The sequence below is a fragment of the Corynebacterium sp. HMSC056F09 genome, assembly GCF_001815785.1.
GTDB classification, from domain to species: Bacteria; Actinomycetota; Actinomycetes; order Mycobacteriales; family Mycobacteriaceae; genus Corynebacterium; species Corynebacterium hiratae.
This window is the reverse complement of the sequence record NZ_KV821921.1, coordinates 1-17,701: the sequence shown is the minus strand read 5'-3', so window position 1 is coordinate 17,701 and position 17,701 is coordinate 1. Positions and strand designations below refer to the sequence as shown.

The window sequence follows — 17,701 nt, the reverse complement described above, 5'->3', positions numbered from 1 at the left end:
TGCCGCACGGTCATCATCAGCTAGGCATGCTTCGAGATGCCGCTGCTCGCCAAGGTGTAGAGCTCATCGAATTAGACGGGAAGAATCTCGACGAAGCGCTCGCTCGGAAGGAATCAACTGGATACAGTGACTGTGAAGGTTACGTATGCTTCCGCGAAGACTACACATATCAGACCGCTCTTCTCGACGATTGTGGCAACGCTCCAGAGTATGTAGCTAGATTGAAGCGGAAGGATGAGGCTCGTCAATGCTTGCGTGATGCTGGCTTCGAACAACCTGCGACGGCAGAGGAACCGCGAGATATAACAGGTCCTTGGGTCGTGAAGCCACGCAGTGGGTCAGGCAGCGCTGGAGTGAGTGTTCACACTGATCTCGAGAGTGCGAGGGAGGCACTCCGAACACTGTCGGACGGCTTCGTCGAAACATTCGTCCAAGGCACTGAGTTTTCAGCGGAGGGATATTTCTATGCTTCCGAACCTGTCGTGGTTGGTATCACTGATAAGAGGCTTGAGGGCGTGGTGGAAATCGGCCACCGTTACCCTAGCGTCCTTCTCTCCGATCATGAAGAAGAGATAGCCGCATCTGTCGTTTCTGCCCTAAACGCATGGGGACTGAGCGCGGGGCTCTTTCATGTCGAGGGCTGGTGGGTGGACGGCCAGGGGGTGGTTCTAGGTGAAGGGCACGTGCGCCCAGGCGGCGACTTCATTCACCTACTCGTCAGTTCTGTGCACGGTGTGAACATTTTTGATCCTCTCATTGCAGATGCTTTGCATCAGCACGGTAGAAAAAACGCTCTTAACGATGGATTTGTCTTTCCTCAACGGCGCGATGGTCACAGTAGCGCTGTCCGCTATATCCAAGTCCCTCCCGGCACTATCACAGCCGTTAGTGGGGTCGAGGAGGCGCTATCAGAACCAGGAATCCTCGCTGGCTATTGCACAGCAGAACCTGGTGTAAGGGTGCAGACTGCGAGCTCCTCAACAGAGCGGCTTGGTTGCCTCGTAGCGCACGCGTGCGGCGGAGAAGATCCGGAGGATATTCTGGACCGAGCAATGGGTAGGTTGCGGATTACCGTGAGCGATTAGGAACGCCGGGCTGCAAAGGCCGCGATGGCTCGCCAGCCAAAGAGCAGCAGCGCCGACATCACGGTGGCCACGATGAGGAAGGACCAGTGCGGCAGCCGGCCATTGACCAGCATCCACAGAGCCATGCCGCCAATAATGGCACTCAGCCACACGACGACGCCCTCCCGCCACAGGCCGCTCAGCTTCGCTGCCATGATGATGACCCAGCCCACGAGCGCGCCCACGGTCCACGGCCAGAAGGCATCGACCCAGGAGCTAAAGCTCAGGCCGCCGTGCGCCAGGCGGGCGAGGATGGCGAAGAGGACGAGCGAGATGACGTCGATAAGCGGGGCAACGCGCATTTAGGATTCCTTCCGGTTCAACGCCGCGTAAGAGAAACCATCGCGGGCGTAGTGGGCGAAGTAGATGACCCATCCAATGATAGTGATCAGCGCAAAGGAAATAAGCCGGTAGATGATGGCTGCGGAGGTGGCATGCACCGCGGTGAGGCCCGTCGCCACCAGCGGGGCGATGAGCGCGGCCTCCACCGTACCCACGCCACCCGGGGTGACCTGCGCGGAGCCAGCCAGCTTCGCCGCCAGGAAGGCCAGTGCGACGCCTGCCAGGGTGGTGTGATCGGCGCCGGCACGCAGCCACGGAATCTCGCCGGTTACCGCCCACACCGAAGCCCACAGGGCGGCCATATCGGCCAGGCGGTGCACAAGGGAGGCCCCGGCAACCACAGCGAAGGAGCCACGCGAAAGGTGGACCTCGCCGAGGTTGCGCATCTCCTGAATCGCGCGGTCCCGCTTCGGCCCCGGCCGCAGCTTGCGCAGCCAGCGCTCAAGGGTCACCGGGTGCGAGGTCAGCCAGAAGATGCCGCCGAGTGCCGCGAGCATGAGGACAACCGTGGTGATCAACGAGCCCAAAGCCATGTCGGCGTTGAGGAAAAACACCCCGCCCAGGCCAATGAGCGCGAGGAACATCGAGCTAATAATCGAGGACAAAAACAGGAAGTAGCTGCACAGCGCCACCGACGCACCCCAGCGGCGCTGCACCTGGAAGGTGAGCAAAGCCGAAAAGGCAGGGCCCGCCGGCAGAGTCGTGGACCAGGCATTGGAGGCCAGCGTGATGGCGTAGGTTTCGCGCAGCGGCACCTTGACGCCGCCGGCGCCGATGAGCCGCTTCATTACCTCCGCCATGCCCGCGATGGACAGCAGCGCGAAGAACACCACCAGCACCACGGGGAAAGGTTCAGCGTGGCGCAGGCGGCGCAATCCCTCGGAGATAAAGTCCAGCTGGTCGCGGAAGAACCACGCCAGCGCGGCCAGAATCAGAAGGGAGATTATCCAGGTCAGCCAGTTCTTCTTATTCATCGACCGTCCGTGGACTTCAGGCGCTGCACCAGCTCGGAGAAGGGGATGAGCTCGGTGTCGGTGTCGGCGCTGCGGTCCCCGCGTACAGGAGCTTCGCTTGCCGACGCCTCCTCCGTCCGCACCTCAGGATCCTCCGGTGTGCCTGCCTGCTCGGTAGGCGCGGCCTCTTCATCGCTCAGCGCTGGGGTGGTGGGCGCCGGTGCAGCAGCGGATGCGGTGGCCAGGGCCGGCTCGGCAGCCGGGGCGTTGTCGCCGCCGAGGCGATGGGTTAGGCGGGTGAGGAAGCGCGGGGCCCACCAGTTGTCCTCGCGCAGCAGGTGCATGACGGCGGGGACGAGGAGCATGCGGACGATGGTGGCGTCGATAAGCAGTGCAAAAATCATGCCGAAGGCGATGTACTTCATCATCACGATGTCGGAGAAACCGAAGGCACCTGCGACCACGATCATGATGAGCGCGGCCGCCGTGATGATGCCACCGGTGTGCGCGGTGCCCGCAGCGATGGCCTCGTCCGTGGAAGCACCGCGGCGGCGGGCCTCCACCATGCGCGAAACCAGAAAGACTTCGTAGTCCGTGGACAGGCCAAAGACGATGGCGATGATGAGCACCAGAATCGGGCTCATGAGCGGGCCGGCGGTGAAGTTGAGCAGGCCGGAGCCGAGGCCGTCGACGAACATGAGCGTCAAGATGCCCAGCGTCGCACCCAGGGAAAGCAGCGTCATGATGATGGCCTTCAGCGGCAGGATGAAGCTGCCGAAGACCAGCGCCATGAGGATGAAGGTGGCCAGCACCACGTAGAGCGCCATCCAGGGCAGCGTGTCGAAGAGCGCGTCGAGGGATTCGACCTCCATGGCTGGGGTGCCGCCGACATAAAGCTCCACGCCTTCGGGTGCCTCAATGTTCTCGAGCTCGTGGACGATCCGCGCGTAGTCATCGCGGTCTTGGATGCCGGCGCCGAGGACGGTGGTGCCGTCAACAGTCGCGGTCTTCGGGCCCATCGGTTCGGTCAGACCCTGGATGGAGCGGGCTTGCATGACGACGTCAACAAGTTGCTCGTTCGTCGCGTTCTTCACCACCAGCTTGACCGGCTCGGTGCGGAAGGAAGGGAACTGCTCGTTGAACTGGTCTTGCGCCACGCGCGCGTCCTGGTTGGGCGGCAGGTAGGTCTCGTTGATACCGCCGAACTTCACGCCCAGCACCGGCAGGGTCAGCGCGATGAGCAGGGCGCAGATGGCGGTGGTCATCAGACCTGCGCGGCCCATGGCCCAGCGCGGCATCCGGTACCACCAGGTGTCCTCGATGCGGCGCCCGCGCCGGGAGGTCTTGCGCACGGTCCACTTATCGATGTTGTGACCCAGCATGCCAAACAGCGAGGGCAGCACCATCACCGAGAGCAGAGCAGCGAGGCCGACGGCGGAGATGGAGCCGTAGGCCACGGATTTGAGGAAGGCCTGTGGGAAGAGGAAAAGCCCGGAGAGGGACACGGCCACCATGGCGGCGGAGAAGACCACAGTCTGGCCGGCGGTGGCGGTGGTGATCGCCACGGCCTCCTTGGTATCGCGGCCCTTGTCCAGCTCCTCGCGGAAGCGCGAAACCATGAACAGGCCATAGTCGATGGCCAGGCCCAGGCCCAGCAGCGTCACGACGGCCTGCGCAAACACGTTGACCTGCAGGAAGCCGGCCAGGATGGAAAGGATACCCAAGGAACCTAGGATGGACAGCCCGCCCACCACGAGCGGCATGAAGGCCGCAACGACGGAGCCGAAGACAATCAACAGCAGCAGCCCGACGAGCGGCAGGGCGGCCTTCTCCGCGCGGGAGATGTCCTTGGCCATACCCTCGTCCAGCGCATCGGCCACGGCAGTGGCACCCGCTACCTGCACGGGCAGCCCGCTGGAGTGCAGCGACTCCTCGATGGCGCGGAAGTCCTTGAGGGTCTGCTCGCCGTCTCCTTTGAGCCCGATGGCGGCGAATGCCGTGGAGTGGTCCTGCGTGATGAGGTTCGGGTTGCGCTTATCAAAGTAGCTGGTGACGGAGTCGATCTGTTCCGGATGCTGAGCCTTGAGGTCATCCAGAAAGGATGTGGCCTCGGCGGCGTGGGCATCGGGGCCGTCGAAAAGCAGGATGACGTCGCCGGAATTGTCCCGGCCGAAGGTCTCCAACTCGATTTGTGCAGCGCTTGTCGACGCCGCCCCCGGGTCCTCCCAACCCTCCTGGCTCATGCGCTCCTCAAGGCGCGTGCCGAAGCCAAAGAAGAGGCCCAGAATGAGCCCGACGATGAGGAGCGGGATGACCTTGCGGTGGGCGTAGGAAAAACGGCCCCAAGAATAAAACATGCGGCTCCTAACTGTGCTCGGGCGCGCGGTCCGGAAGCAGCGCGGACAGCGGGCGGAAAGGCTGCAGCCAGGCGCCGCCTGGAGGCAGATTATCCAGGTTCACGCGCGGCAGCGGCTCGCGGAAAACTCCCTCGATGTCTTCGAGGTCGACGAATTCGATGTCGGGGTGAGTCAGCGCCCAGGAGGTGTGCTCGTGGAATCCAAGCACGCAGGTGGGCAGGCCGGAAGCGGAGAGCTGTTCCAGCAGGTGCTGGAAGTTCTGGCCGTCGGCTGAGGCGACGATGACACCGGAGAGGTTCTCGCGGTTGGCCTTGATGTATTCGACCATGTCGGGGTCGACGTCATCGTCCTCGTGCAGCTTTGGCTTGGCAAAGACGGCAAATCCAACATTGCGGATGGCTTCCACCCATGGGCGGATGACGTCGGCGCCGCCGGGAGTGACGTTGGTGAAGACGGCGGCTTCGGGAGTGGCGTCGTTGTCGAAGGCCAGCTCCACCAGCCAGCGGCCGATGGCGTCGAAGCGCGGGCGGTAGGCGGCGGTGGGGCGCCCGCCGAGGATGGCGCCGAGTCCCATGTCCATGTTGGGCGCATCCCACACCAAAAGGTAGGTGCCGGCCATTACTTCTTCTCCCAGAGGTACTCGGTGATGACGTGTTCCTTATCCAGGCCTTTGCCCTCAAACTTGGTGATGACCTGGCGGTCGGTGAGGATGGGGCACTCCGGCCAGGGCCAGCCCTTGCAGTCGAGGGAGGGCTCGACCTCGACGAGCTCGTTGATCCACTCGGCGTAGCCGGCGTGGTCGGTGGCCACGTGGAGCACACCGCCGGGTTTTAGGCGGGAGGCGAAGAGGTTGAGCGTGCCGGATTGGATGATGCGGCGCTTGTGGTGGCGGGCCTTGGGCCACGGATCCGGGAAGAAGATGCGGATGCCGTCGAGGGACTCGGGCGCGAACATGCGCATGAGAACTTCGATGCCATCGCCGCGGACCATGCGGATGTTCTCAATATCGTTGCGGACGATGGAGCCCAGCAGCTTGGCTAGGCCCGGCTTGTAGAGCTCGACGGCAACAATGTTGGTGTCCTTTTCCAACGGGGCCATCGCGGCAGTGGAGGTACCGGTGCCGGAGCCGATCTCGACGATGGTCTTGGCGCCCTCGCGGCCGAACCAGGCGGGGATGTCGAGGGGTTCGTCGGCAAGCAGGCGTCCCAACTGAGGCCAGTGCTCCTCGAAGAGGGCGTTCTGGTTGTCGGTGAGGGTGCCGCGACGGAAGGTCACGTTGCCGAGGCGTGGGTAGTCCAAATCATTGTTGAACTCGGCGTTGAAATCCGTCTGGAGGCCGCGGCCATGAGGCATCTGCGCGGCGGGATTCTGGGAGGAGTCTGCACTATTCATCAGTTGACATTGTTCCCTTAAGCAGGGGTGAGGGGCAACGTGCCGCGCCGTGGAGGGCGGAGGGGCGTCCAGGTGGAGGCCACACAGGACGCCGTGGGGGTAGCGGGACGGGCGTACGGGATGGACAACCCAAAGAAAATCCACCCCTGTGCGGGGGTATCTTTGGTGGTTGCGTGCCCTATTTCACACTTCGTTGTCCTTGGGTTAGTCGGGTTAACCAGGGTGGATATAACCGGGGTGGGCTGTATTACACATTCTGTTATCGCCAGTATCCGTACTCTGGTTGGTGAAACGTCGATAGGGGAAACCTTCGGCGATATAAAGCACCCTGGCCACACCGACCACAGGAGAATGTGAGATGACCGCAACCATTAAGGGCCTTGTAGGTGAACTGCCCACGAAGAACGAGAAGCTTATTTCGTGGATCAGTGAGAGTGTCGAGCTCTTCCAGCCGGAAGAGGTCGTCTTCGTAGATGGCTCCCAGGAGGAGGCTGACCGTCTCGCCGCTGAGCTCGTGGAGAAGGGCACCCTGATTAAGCTCAACGAGGAGAAGCGCCCGAACTCCTACCTGGCGCGCTCGAACCCGTCGGATGTCGCGCGCGTGGAGTCCCGCACCTTCATCTGCACCGAGACCGCCGAGGACGCCGGCCCGACCAATAACTGGGCCCCGCCGGCAGCCATGAAGGAAGAGATGACCGAGGCCTTCCGTGGCTCCATGAAGGGCCGCACCATGTATGTGGTGCCTTTCTGCATGGGCCCCATCAGCGACCCGGACCCGAAGCTCGGCGTGCAGCTTACTGATTCCGCTTATGTCGTGCTCTCCATGCGCATCATGACCCGCATGGGTCAGCAGGCTCTGGACAAGATTGGTGAGAACGGCGATTTTGTCCACGCCCTGCACTCCGTTGGTGCTCCGCTGGAGCCGGGCCAGGAGGATGTCGCGTGGCCGTGCAACGAGAAGAAGTACATCACGCAGTTCCCGGCGACCAAGGAGATTTGGTCCTACGGCTCCGGCTACGGCGGCAATGCCATCCTGGCCAAGAAGTGCTACGCGCTGCGTATCGCTTCCGTCATGGCGAAGGAAGAGGGCTGGATGGCAGAGCACATGCTCATCCTCAAGCTCACCAACCCGGAGGGTAAGAAGTACCACATCGCGGCCGCCTTCCCGTCTGCCTGCGGTAAGACCAACCTGGCCATGATCGCCCCGACCATCCCGGGCTGGAAGGCTGAGGTTGTGGGCGATGACATCGCCTGGATGAAGCTGCGCGAGGACGGCCTGTACGCAGTCAACCCGGAGAACGGCTTCTTCGGTGTGGCGCCGGGCACCAACTACGACTCCAACCCGATTGCCATGAAGACGATGGAGCCGGGCAACACCCTGTTCACCAACGTCGCGCTGACCGACGACGGCGATGTCTGGTGGGAGGAAATGGGCGAGGCCCCGGAGCACCTCATCGATTGGCGCGGCAACGATTGGACCCCGGCTTCCACCACCAAGGCGGCGCACCCGAACTCCCGCTACTGCGTGCCGATTACGCAGTGCCCGTCTGCTGCTCCGGAGTTTGATGACTGGAAGGGCGTCAAGATTGACGCCATCCTCTTCGGTGGCCGCCGCGCGGATACCGTCCCGCTGGTGACCCAGGCCTTCGACTGGAACCACGGCACCATGATCGGCGCCCTGCTCTCCTCTGGCCAGACCGCTGCCGCTGAGGGCAAGGTCGGCGCCCTGCGCCATGACCCGATGGCCATGCTGCCGTTCATGGGCTACAACGCCGGTGACTACCTGCAGCACTGGGTAGATATGGGCGAAAAGGGCGGCGACCGTATGCCGGCTATCTTCCTGGTGAACTGGTTCCGCCGCGGTGAGGACCGCCGCTTCCTGTGGCCGGGCTTCGGCGAGAACTCCCGCGTTCTCAAGTGGATTGTGGACCGCATCGAAGGCAACGTCGACGCCGTCGAGACTGTCGTGGGCCACACCGCCCGCCCGGAGGATATCGACCTCACCGGCCTGGACTTCGACATTGAAGACGTCCGCGAGGCACTTGCCGTGAACCCGGCCGATTGGGCTGGCGACATGGAAGACAACAAGGAGTACCTGACCTTCCTGGGCTCCCGCGTGCCGTCTGAGGTGTGGGACCAGTTCAAGGCCCTCAAGGAGCGCGTTGAGGCTGCCTCCTAACGCCGCTTTCCGCGCCGCTGCTTTCCGACGCCCCTCCACCCAGCGGTGGCGGGGCGTCGCCGCGTTCTGGCATGTTAGGTTGGCCACAATAAGGTTAGGGTAACCTTTTAAATGGAGAAAGTCTCGCATATTCTGGCTGTATGACAACTTCTTCTTTGCCCATGCACGATCGTCCCGACTCCGAGGTTGGTGGACACTGGCTCCTCGCCCGCCTGGGAAAGAAGGTGTTGCGCCCCGGCGGGCTGGAGATGACCACCACGCTAATCGACGCCGCCGAGCTGAAAAACAAGGACGTGGTGGAGCTGGCCCCTGGACTCGGGCTCACTGCCCGCCAGATCGTGGCGGAAGGCCCGCGCAGCTACACCGGTGTGGACGAGGATCCTGATGCCGTGGCGCGCACGAAGGCCAGCCTCGCCGGCGCTTCCTCGGCTACCGTGGTGGTCAATGACGCCAAGGCCACGGGTTTGCCGGATAACAGCACGGATGTCGTCTTTGGCGAAGCCATGCTCACCATGCACGGCGAGAAGGGGAAGGCCGCGATCATGGCGGAGGCGTTCCGTATCCTGCGCCCGGGCGGCAGGTATGTCATCCATGAGCTGTGCCTGGAGCCGGACACGCTTGACGACGCCCAGAAGCTCGAGATCCGCCGCGCGCTGGCCACGTCCATCCGCGTCAACGCCCGCCCGCTGACCACAAAGGAATGGGACGGCGTGGCACGGGAGGCTGGCTTCGAGGTGACTGAGCGCCACTATGCAGATATGGCGCTGCTGCGCGCCAAGCGCAACTTGCAGGACGAGGGTGTGCTGGGCGTGGCGCGTATCGCCTTTAACGTCTTGCGCATGCCCGACGCCCGCCGCCGCGTTTTCGCGATGCGTTCGGTGTTCAACAAATACAGCGACAACCTGCAGGCCATCGGCGTGGTGCTGACCAAGCCGGCCGCGGCTGCTCAATGAGTTTCGGTGAGAGCGGTGACGTTGCCGGCGGCGTGCCGGACGGCGTGATGGAGGCCCGCCCACGTGGGATCAGCTGGCCCACGGTTGGCGTATCTGTGGTGAGCAGTTGCGTCGCCGCTGCGCTGGTCTTGGGTTTCGGCGTGCAGCTCAGCCAAGGCAAGTGGGAACAGGCGGCAGCCCAGGGTGCCGCGATGACGCAGCCAGCCGAACCGAGCGTGCCCGTGAGCAGCGACTCCGCAGCGCCGGCGGCTGCGGCAACAACGGCACCAACAACGGCGGCGTCCGCGGCGTCGCCAAGCGTTGCGCAGGACGCCCCCGCTGTGGCGTTGGAACCGGCACCGCAGGAGAATCAAGCGGCAGACCCAGCGCCAGAGCAGGCGGTGGATGAGACGGTGGAGGACCCCAACACCGGCTGGTACCCCAGTGGGGATTTCAGCGCGAGCTTTGCGGCTACTAACCCGGAGCCGACGCTCGATGACCTTAACGGCGTCCTGCACGCGCTCGTGGCCACGCCGGGATCCGATGCGGACAAGGCACACAACCTCGAGGCTGGTCTGCCGGGGACGGTGGTGCCGAGAACCATTTACAACCTGGGGATATTCCGTCCGCCGCTGGGCTGGAAGCGGATTAGCGGGCCACTGACGGTGGAGGGGAACACCGCGAGTGCCACGCTCAACGCGAGCTCGGCCGGGCGTCCCACGCTCTCGTTGCGGGTGGAGTTCCGCTACCTCGACGGGCGCTGGAAGCTGGCCACGAACTCGCTGCGCAACGGCATCGATGCGGTGGGCCTGCCCATCGCGGGCGCGTTTTAAGGCGGCGGCGTGATTGACGTTGACAACCTGAGCCACTGGTATGGCTCGCGCCGCACAGCCGCGCCTGTGCGCGACCTTTCTTGCACCTTCGCTGATGGCCGCATCAATTACGTCGTGGGGCTTAACGGCACCGGAAAGTCGACGCTCCTCGGCTGCCTTTCCGGAAGCTTGCGCCCGCGCGGCGGCAGGGTCCTGGTGGACGGGCGGGAGCTGCGCGGTACCGACTATCCGTTGCGCCACGTGGGCAGCTACTTGAGCGCAGAAGATTTCTCACCGCAGCACACCGGCCTGCGCCACCTGCAGTGGATGTGCGCCCTCGCAGGCGCGCCGGTGGAAAAGGCGGAGGCGCTGGTGCGGGCCGTCGGGCTCGAGGAGGCCTCGCGGCGCCCCATCGGAGGTTACTCGTTGGGCATGCGCCAGCGCCTGGGGATCGCCAGCGTCTTGGCGGGAAACCCGCGCAACATTGTGCTGGATGAGCCGCTCAACGGCCTAGATATCCAGGGCGTGTGGTGGCTGCGTGAGTTGCTTGCCGCGTGGGCGGAGGAGGGTCGCTGCGTGATCGTGGCCTCGCATCATCTGCGCGAGGTGGAGGCCACGACCGAGGTTGCCGACGCCTCGGTAACCATCCTCAGCCAGGGCACGGCTCTTGCCCACGGCTCCCTTGAGGACGTCATCGCCTCCACCGGCGCCCCCGACCTCGAATCCGCCGTGGCGGCGCTGATCCCGGAGCTAGGGGCACGGGCATGAAGGCGTGGCAACGCTGGCGGATAAGCCTGCGCGCCGAGTCTGTGCGCCTGGGCGGGGCGCGCGGCCCGCTGGTGCGGGTCGCCGTGCCGCTGGGGTTTGCGCTGCCGCTGGCGGTGACCTTCGGGGTGGCAGCGGTGGCGGAGCACGTCCAGTCCGCGGGAGGCATCCTTCAGGCGCAGTCCGTGGACACTACTAATGCGGCGTATTGGCCCATCTACCTGGGCAGCATCGTGTTTGCGGCATTGGGGGCGTGGGCGCAGGCCACCGCCGGATCGCGGGCCTTGCGTGCGGCGGCGCCGTGGTCAGGGCTGGATCAGCTGGCCCGCTGGTGCTTCCTGGGCGCGCTCGCGGCGGCCGCGACACTGCTCAGCGTCAGCCTGTGCCTGCTGCTCCTGCCCACGTTCTTCCCGGTGCTCTATGGGCAGGTGAACTTCTTCGCGGGCCTGCGCATGGTGGCTCTCGGCCCGGTGTACGCGTGGTTGGCGGTGGGCTACGGTGTGGCGCTGGGCCGGCTGCTGCGCTCCCCGGCGTTGAGCATCGCGGCGCTGACGGTCTGGGCGCTCTTGGTAGAAAACGCGCTGTGGCTCATCCCCGGCGGCGCGCGCCTCACCGGCTGGCTGCCCTTCCTCAACGGCGTCTTCGCTACCGGCCAGGACGTGGCGCTATTCCCGCCTTGGGGCCGTGACGGGGCGCTGGTGTACTTCGCGGCCGTGGGCGTGGCGCTCTGGCTGGCTTCTCTGCGCAGGCGCCTCGACTAAGTCTGACTCAGCCATCAGGCGCGCAGGACGATGACCAGGTTGGAGGTCACAAGCTCCCGCAGCACCGGCACCTTGGTCACCCACCAGGCCCAGGCAGGGTGGTAGCGAGGAAAGGCCGCGAGGAGCTGCGAGCCTTGCGACGTCACGCCGCGCGCCCAGTCCAGGCCTTCGCGTGCGGAAAGCGCAAAGAGCGAGGAGCCAAAGACGTTCTTCGGTGGGTGCCCATGGCGGCGGGTATAGCGGTCCCGGGCGAACTCGCCGCCCACGTAGTGCTCCCACAGGCCGGTCTCGTGCCCGCCGAAAGGTCCCAGCCACACCGTGTAGCTCAAGACCACCAGCCCGCCGGGCTTGGTCACGCGCAGCATTTCCTGGCCCATGTCCCACGGGTTGGGGATGTGCTCGGCCACGTTGGAGGAATACGTGATGTCGAAGGTGTCATCCGCGAAGGGCAAGCACGTGCCGTCGCCGCGCACGGCCTGGGCCACTGAGATGCCGGCGGCGGCCATTTCACCCACGTCCGGCTCCAGCCCCACATAACTGGCACCGCGCTGAGCAAAGGCGGACGCGAAATAGCCGGGCCCGCCCCCGACGTCGAGCACGCGCGCGCCGGTGAGGGACAAAGAATGATCGCGGGAGAGGGCGTCGACAAGCGCGGCGGTGTCCTCAGCCAGACCGCCATAAAAGATCGCGGGTGCTGTCTGCTCGAAGCGGAAGGAGCGCAGCAGCCGCCAGGAGCGGCGCAGGGTGGCCAAGGCGCGGGTGCGTTTCATAACCCACTAGGCTAAAGCATCGTCATGAAAATCCTTCTTTTATGTTGGCGCGATTCCACCCACCCGCAGGGTGGCGGTTCCGAGCGCTACCTTGAGCGCGTCGGCGAGTACCTCGCTGCCCAAGGCCACGAGGTGGTCTTCCGCACCGCGCGCCACATGAACGCCGCCAAGCGCGAGCGCCGCAACGGCGTGCTCTATTCGCGCGCTGGGGCCAAGTTCAGCGTCTACCCGCGCGCGTTGGTGGCGATGTTGTTCGGGCGCCGCGGTTTCGATGTCGTGGTGGATACCCACAACGGCATCCCGTTCTTTGCGCGCCTGGCCACCCGGGCGCCCGTGGTGATCCTGACGCACCACTGCCACCGCGAGCAGTGGCCGGTGGCCGGGCCCGTCCTGGCGCGGCTGGGGTGGTTCCTGGAATCTCGCGTGGTGCCCGCGCTGTATCGCGAGAACACGTGGGTGACGGTCTCGGAGGCCTCGAAGCGTGACCTGGAGAAGCTGGGGATTCACGGCGCGCACATCATCGAGAACGGCGTGGACCCCCTGCCGTCACACGTGCCTACATTGGAGCGCGAGGCTGACATCCACCTGGTGACGCTGTCACGCCTGGTGCCGCACAAGCAGATTGAGCACGCGATGGACACCGTGGCGCGGATTCCGGGCGCGCTTCTCGACGTCATCGGTTCCGGCTGGTGGGAATCTCACCTGCGCGAGTATGCGCGCGCCCACGGGGTGGAGGACCGCGTGCGCTTCCGCGGCCAGGTCACCGAGGACTATAAACATGCACTGCTCGCCCGGGCCGACGTTCACCTCATGCCGTCTCGCAAGGAAGGCTGGGGGTTGGCAGTCATGGAGGCGGCCCAACATGGAGTTCCCACGGTGGGTTATGCATTTGGCCTGCAAGACAGCGTCATCGACGGCAAGACGGGCGTGCTGGTCCACCACGAGTCCGAGTTCGCTCCGGCGGTGCGCATGCTTGTCGACGACCCCCTCCTCCGCACCCGCCTCGGCCAGGCTGCCCGCGAATTGGCGGCTACTTTTTCGTGGGAGAAGACCGGCGCGCGCTTCGAAGAATTACTAGAAGCGGAAGTGCGCACCAAGCGGCGCTAAGCCCCCACGGGGCGGGTGCCGGTTGCGCGTTCGTGGTGGCGGCGATGCGGCCGTCCTCGACGACCGCGCCCACGCCGAGTTCTTCCAACCGGTCGAGGTTGCGGTTGTCCCAGGCCTCTGCGGCCGCTAGGTAGCGCGGCGATGGCTCATCCACTGTCACACCGTCGACGGTGAGCTCGCCGGAGTCGAGCTTGTTCGCGGCCTTGGAGTAGGGGTCGAGGGCGATGCCGCCGTCGAGCGTGATCATGGCGGGGCGGTCGGCGAAGAAGGTGAGGCGCCCGTCGAGGTCTTCGACGAGCTGGCGGTCGATGCCCGTTTCGCGTGGGCGTAACACGGCGAGCTCCTTAGGAGCATCGGGGGCCTGCAGCAGGCAGGCACACAGCGCGAGTGCGGCCGGAAGCTGGCGCAGGGACGCGATGCCCGCCACGGCCAGCGGCAGGGCGAGCAAGGTGAGTTTGGAGGAATCGCGCAGCAAACCCGCGCCGGGGATGTGCTCGATGGCGAAGGCGATGAGACCGGGGGCGAGTGCGCCGAGGATGGCCAAGCCCATGCCGAGAACCGCCAGGGCCGCGAGCGGACGCAGCTCGCGCCGGGGAAGGCGGGTGGCGCCAAGAATGGCGAGCGCGGCGACGGCAAGTCCCGCTAGGGCGAACCCCTGCTCGCGGGAGGCCGGCACCGCCGCGGCATTCCAGATGCCGCTGAAGCCGAGCAGCGAGCCGACCGCACCCACGTAGGCCTCCGCGCGCGGGGCGAAGGCCGCGGCCTGGGCGGCGGGGTCGCCGGGGGTTCCCGGATTTCCGGCCACGAGGCTTGGAACTAGCCACGGCAACCACAACAAGACTGAGCCGCCCGTCCAAAGCCACCGCCTTTCGCGCTCACAGACAACCGCGATGAGTCCCCCGAAGAGCCCGCCGGTGGGCGTCAAGGACGCGGCCCACAGCGCCAGCCACGCCACGCGCGGGTGCGCATTGAGGCACCCCCACGCGATCACGGGCGCCAGCCAGGCCGCGACCGCGAGCGACCACTGGCCCTGCAGGAGACGCTCGATGACGAAAGGATTGGCCACCGCGCACGCCATCGCCGCGGCCGCCGCCCACGGGCTGAATTGTGGGCGCTGGTACGCCCACAGACCCGCCACCCACGCCGAGGCACTCGCCGCACCGAGGATAAAAACCCTGGCCAGCCACGCCCCGCCAACGAGGGCAAGCACCCCGTCTTGCGGAGCATTGCGCGCGGGCAGGTCACCGGCGCCGAAGGCAGAGGCGCTCAGAGCTGGGTTATCAATCAGCACCATGTCGCGCCACAGGAACTCGCCGGGCAGCACGAAGGGCCAGCACACCGCGAGCACGAGCACCACGCCCCACGCGATGAGGGCGGTGCGCCTCGCAAGGGAGGTAGTCACGGGCGCCTACGCGCTCTGGGCGGCATGACGGCGCATGAACATCGCGGCCGCTACCGCCAGCAACGCCACGCCTATGGCCTTGCCCAGCCAGCCGACGAGGCTCAAGACCGTGACCGTGTCGATGACCCTGCGAACCGAGTCGAGGCGTTCGGTGCGGGTGGAATCGGACCAGGAGAGGGGGACGTCGAGAAGCGCGCGTTCTTGTGTGTCATCGGCGTCGACCATGGCCTGGGCCTGGCTCGCATCCGTGGCCCAGAAGATGCGCGGGTGTTCCTCCTCGTCGACGATGGTGCCGGTCGTGGGCTCGACCCACACGGTGCGGCTCACGGCGTAGAAAGGCTCGAGGATGACGTGCGATTTCGCCTTGAGGTTGTAGCGCTCCAGGGATTCGGGCGAGTAGAAATCGCCCGCCGGGCCGGAGCGGCGAGCATCGAGGTCGAAGACCTCCGCGAGCGAAACCGGCGCGACATCCTGATGGAAGACGTAGGTGGGGATGCTGTCGAGCTTCTCATCGCGCAGGAAATCGATGGGCTCCGCGTCCTGGGTGAGAGGGTCGAAGAAAGGATAGGAACGTTGCTCCGCCCCGGCGGGGAAAAAGTAGCTGATGCCGTCGCGTTCGACCTGGTCCTCCATCTGCAGGTCAAGGGCGGGAAGATCGATATTCTGCGTCGTGTTCGGGCCCGCCACCGGGTAGGTGGACTCGCGGTTGAGTAGGGATTCCTCGGTGATGTGCGCGACGGTGTCGCCATCCAAGGTGAGCGTGGTGGTGGATTGTGCGCGGGCCACCGAATCCTTCTCCGCAGAGGCAGTCGAGGTGTGGCGGGTGAACTCGACCCCATCCTGTTCCGCGCGGACCGTGATGTCGAGGTCCCTGGGCAGCGGGCGGGACTGGTTGTTGTACAGCGGCGGAAGGATGGACCCGAGTAGGAGGAACACCGCGGCGGCAATCGTCACCTGCGCTAGGCGGGAGCGAAGGAACACGTCAGCTCCGATCGGTCGAGGGATTCACTGCAGAAATAGTATCGTAGTGGGCCATGCGCTTTCTCCCTGAGCTCGAAGGCGTGCGTGCGCTGGCAGCGTTGGCGGTCGTGATCACGCACGTGTCTTTCCAGACGGCAACCGGCTGGGCCTGGGCTGAGAGGCTGGATTATGGGGTGGCGGTCTTCTTCGTGCTCAGCGGTTTCTTGCTGTGGCGCCGGCGGCACGCGCACACGGCGGGGCAGTATCTTCTTTCCCGCGTGGCGCGTTTGGCACCGCTCTACGTCGTGTGCGTGGTGGCGGTACTCGCCTTGCTTCCCGACGCCTCCCCCTTAACCCTTCCGCAAGTCATCACCAACCTGACGGGCACGCAGCTCTATATTGCTGACGGCCTGGTTCCCGGCTTAACCCAATTGTGGTCGCTGTGCGTGGAGTTCGCTTTCTACGCGGTGCTGCCGCTGTTGGCGTTGCTGTTGGATAGGTTTTCGGCGCGTTTAAGAGTTGTGCTCATTGCGGTTGCTAGCGTGCTGAGCCTGTTCTGGGGCTTCCTGCCGTTTGTGGCCGGTTATGAATCCGGCGATATCAACACACAGATTTGGCCGCCGGCGTACTTTTCGTGGTTCGCGGTGGGAATGTTGGCCGCGGAGGCTGAGGCGGCTGGCGTGCGCCTGCGCGCCGGGCGCATTGTGCGGCCCGCTTGTTGGGTGGTGGCCGCGGGCTGCGTGTGGCTGGCCAGCCGCGAGTGGTTCGGCCCGCAGGGCTTGGTGCATCCAGAACCGGGTGAGTTTGCGCGCCGCATTGCTGTGGGCGCTGTGTGCGGGGCCTGCATCGTGGTGCCGGTAGCGCTGGCGCCTCGCGAAAGCTGGCTGGCCTCCGAGCGGATGCGGGCGCTGGGCCGCTGGTCTTATGGGGTTTTCATGTGGCATGTGGCGGTGCTGGCCATCGCCTTCCCGCTCTTGGGCGTGTCTGCCTTCTCAGGTGCTGCCTGGGATTTCGCGGTGGTGCTGGTCTTCACGGTGATCGTTAGCTGTGTGCTTTCTGCTGCGACCTACGTGCTTGTCGAGGTCCCCGGCCGCGACCTCATCCGCTCCCTCGTCTTTACACGCGGCCGCATCGCCGTTCCGCGTTCGTTGCCGCGCCAGGCAGATAGCCCTGCCGGCTCCGCTTCTGCGAGCTCTGCCAGTTCCGGATCCCATTCCGCTACCGTGGGCTCCGGATCCCTCGCCAGCGCCGCTGGCTCGACTGATTCCGCCGGTTCGGTGGGGTCGTAGACGCCACTTCACACATGGCATTTTCCAGAAGGCATTAGTCAAACGGTTTCCTTGCCCCCAAACAAACCTTTTACATCGCCGCAGATGGTTTCCTTGACCCCAAAGACACCTTCTGACTAATGCCTTTTGACCTGACTTAGGTCATGGGTGGGTGAGTAACGTCACTCTTGACACTGTTACCTGTTGGTTTTCGTCGGTGGGGAGGAATTTTTCCGCACTAAGTGGGTAGTGCCGGGGGTGTTCAGTAGTCTGATTTTTGTGAGTCCTTATATTCGCACTGTCAAGACCGCTTCTGGGGCGATGGCGGTGCAGGTGGTGTTCTCTGAACGCAAAGGTGCCAAAAGGATGAAGCATATCGGCTCAGCGCATTCAGAGTCTGAGCTTGCGCTTTTGCGGGCTGAAGCTCAACGCATCGTCGATGGTGACCAACTCGCAATGGACTTCGGCGAGGCTACACACACCCCACCGGCAACAGGCAGCGTTTCCAACCCGCTGCCTGTAGTCGGTCAGCGGGCCGGATACTTGCTGGACTGTATTGATGCGTGTTTCAACGAGT

General features: G+C 64.8%; 16 protein-coding genes and 1 pseudogene. 9 read left to right on the top strand and 8 right to left on the bottom strand.

All coding sequences use genetic code 11. The features are described 5' to 3' along the window. Positions 1 to 26 precede the first annotated feature (26 nt). Positions 27 to 1,085, top strand: coding sequence for an ATP-grasp domain-containing protein (locus tag HMPREF3056_RS05465; protein WP_168167371.1), 1,059 nt, complete (start codon positions 27 to 29; stop codon positions 1,083 to 1,085). Here HMPREF3056_RS05465 and HMPREF3056_RS05460 read toward each other — a convergent pair. The 5 genes from HMPREF3056_RS05460 to trmB are packed head-to-tail and all read right to left on the bottom strand — an operon-like array spanning position 1,082 to position 6,168. After that, complete coding sequence (locus HMPREF3056_RS05460; protein ID WP_070682275.1) at positions 1,082 to 1,426, bottom strand: DUF3054 domain-containing protein; 345 nt, start codon at positions 1,424 to 1,426, stop codon at positions 1,082 to 1,084. The two genes, HMPREF3056_RS05465 and HMPREF3056_RS05460, sit on opposite strands and share 4 nt — an antisense overlap. Further along, positions 1,427 to 2,440: a lysylphosphatidylglycerol synthase transmembrane domain-containing protein gene (locus HMPREF3056_RS05455; RefSeq protein WP_070754312.1), complete on the bottom strand. Its 1,014-nt coding sequence runs from the start codon at positions 2,438 to 2,440 to the stop codon at positions 1,427 to 1,429. It abuts the gene before it with no gap. After that, positions 2,437 to 4,776 (bottom strand): MMPL family transporter, encoded by a 2,340-nt coding sequence (locus HMPREF3056_RS05450; protein WP_070754311.1) that lies wholly within the window; start codon positions 4,774 to 4,776, stop codon positions 2,437 to 2,439. The genes HMPREF3056_RS05455 and HMPREF3056_RS05450 overlap by 4 nt, the downstream gene beginning before the upstream one ends. A gap of 7 nt (positions 4,777 to 4,783) precedes the next feature. Beyond that, positions 4,784 to 5,395, bottom strand: a complete 612-nt coding sequence (locus HMPREF3056_RS05445) for an NYN domain-containing protein (RefSeq protein WP_070754310.1) — start codon at positions 5,393 to 5,395, stop codon at positions 4,784 to 4,786. Then, entirely contained in the window at positions 5,395 to 6,168 is a 774-nt protein-coding gene (gene trmB, locus HMPREF3056_RS05440) for a tRNA (guanosine(46)-N7)-methyltransferase TrmB (protein WP_070754309.1), read from the bottom strand. The genes HMPREF3056_RS05445 and trmB overlap by 1 nt, the downstream gene beginning before the upstream one ends. Positions 6,169 to 6,526: 358 nt before the next feature. Between trmB and HMPREF3056_RS05435 the strand changes: the two genes are divergently transcribed. The 5 genes from HMPREF3056_RS05435 to HMPREF3056_RS05415 all read left to right on the top strand — a co-directional run bounded on the left by HMPREF3056_RS05435 (position 6,527) and on the right by HMPREF3056_RS05415 (position 11,617). Further along, positions 6,527 to 8,347, top strand: a complete 1,821-nt coding sequence (locus HMPREF3056_RS05435) for a phosphoenolpyruvate carboxykinase (GTP) (RefSeq protein WP_049156952.1) — start codon at positions 6,527 to 6,529, stop codon at positions 8,345 to 8,347. A gap of 140 nt (positions 8,348 to 8,487) precedes the next feature. Further along, complete coding sequence (locus HMPREF3056_RS05430) at positions 8,488 to 9,300, top strand: class I SAM-dependent methyltransferase (RefSeq protein WP_049156954.1); 813 nt, start codon at positions 8,488 to 8,490, stop codon at positions 9,298 to 9,300. Further along, a complete protein-coding gene (locus HMPREF3056_RS05425; protein ID WP_053089094.1) occupies positions 9,297 to 10,112 on the top strand; it encodes an MTB12 C-terminal domain-containing protein in 816 nt (271 codons plus the stop codon). Before HMPREF3056_RS05430 ends, HMPREF3056_RS05425 begins: the two co-directional genes overlap by 4 nt. Before the next feature lie 9 nt (positions 10,113 to 10,121). After that, complete coding sequence (locus HMPREF3056_RS05420) at positions 10,122 to 10,859, top strand: ABC transporter ATP-binding protein (RefSeq protein WP_049156956.1); 738 nt, start codon at positions 10,122 to 10,124, stop codon at positions 10,857 to 10,859. Further along, complete coding sequence (locus HMPREF3056_RS05415; RefSeq protein ID WP_049156979.1) at positions 10,856 to 11,617, top strand: hypothetical protein; 762 nt, start codon at positions 10,856 to 10,858, stop codon at positions 11,615 to 11,617. The genes HMPREF3056_RS05420 and HMPREF3056_RS05415 overlap by 4 nt, the downstream gene beginning before the upstream one ends. A 14-nt stretch (positions 11,618 to 11,631) precedes the next feature. On the opposite strand, the gene HMPREF3056_RS05410 is transcribed toward HMPREF3056_RS05415, so the two are convergent. After that, positions 11,632 to 12,387: a class I SAM-dependent methyltransferase gene (locus HMPREF3056_RS05410; protein WP_049156958.1), complete on the bottom strand. Its 756-nt coding sequence runs from the start codon at positions 12,385 to 12,387 to the stop codon at positions 11,632 to 11,634. Between the two features lie 24 nt (positions 12,388 to 12,411). Between HMPREF3056_RS05410 and HMPREF3056_RS05405 the strand changes: the two genes are divergently transcribed. After that, a complete protein-coding gene (locus HMPREF3056_RS05405) occupies positions 12,412 to 13,494 on the top strand; it encodes a glycosyltransferase family 4 protein (RefSeq protein ID WP_070754308.1) in 1,083 nt (360 codons plus the stop codon). Here the strand turns inward: HMPREF3056_RS05405 and HMPREF3056_RS05400 are convergent. Next, complete coding sequence (locus HMPREF3056_RS05400; RefSeq protein ID WP_070754307.1) at positions 13,418 to 14,896, bottom strand: MmpA family trehalose lipid delivery protein; 1,479 nt, start codon at positions 14,894 to 14,896, stop codon at positions 13,418 to 13,420. The genes HMPREF3056_RS05405 and HMPREF3056_RS05400 overlap by 77 nt on opposite strands. A gap of 6 nt (positions 14,897 to 14,902) precedes the next feature. After that, complete coding sequence (locus HMPREF3056_RS05395) at positions 14,903 to 15,877, bottom strand: PorA family protein (RefSeq protein ID WP_070754306.1); 975 nt, start codon at positions 15,875 to 15,877, stop codon at positions 14,903 to 14,905. 53 nt (positions 15,878 to 15,930) lie between these two features. Between HMPREF3056_RS05395 and HMPREF3056_RS05390 the strand changes: the two genes are divergently transcribed. Beyond that, complete coding sequence (locus HMPREF3056_RS05390) at positions 15,931 to 17,145, top strand: acyltransferase family protein (protein WP_070754305.1); 1,215 nt, start codon at positions 15,931 to 15,933, stop codon at positions 17,143 to 17,145. A gap of 258 nt (positions 17,146 to 17,403) precedes the next feature. After that, a pseudogene (locus HMPREF3056_RS05385) lies at positions 17,404 to 17,701 on the top strand (transposase); the annotation flags it as partial.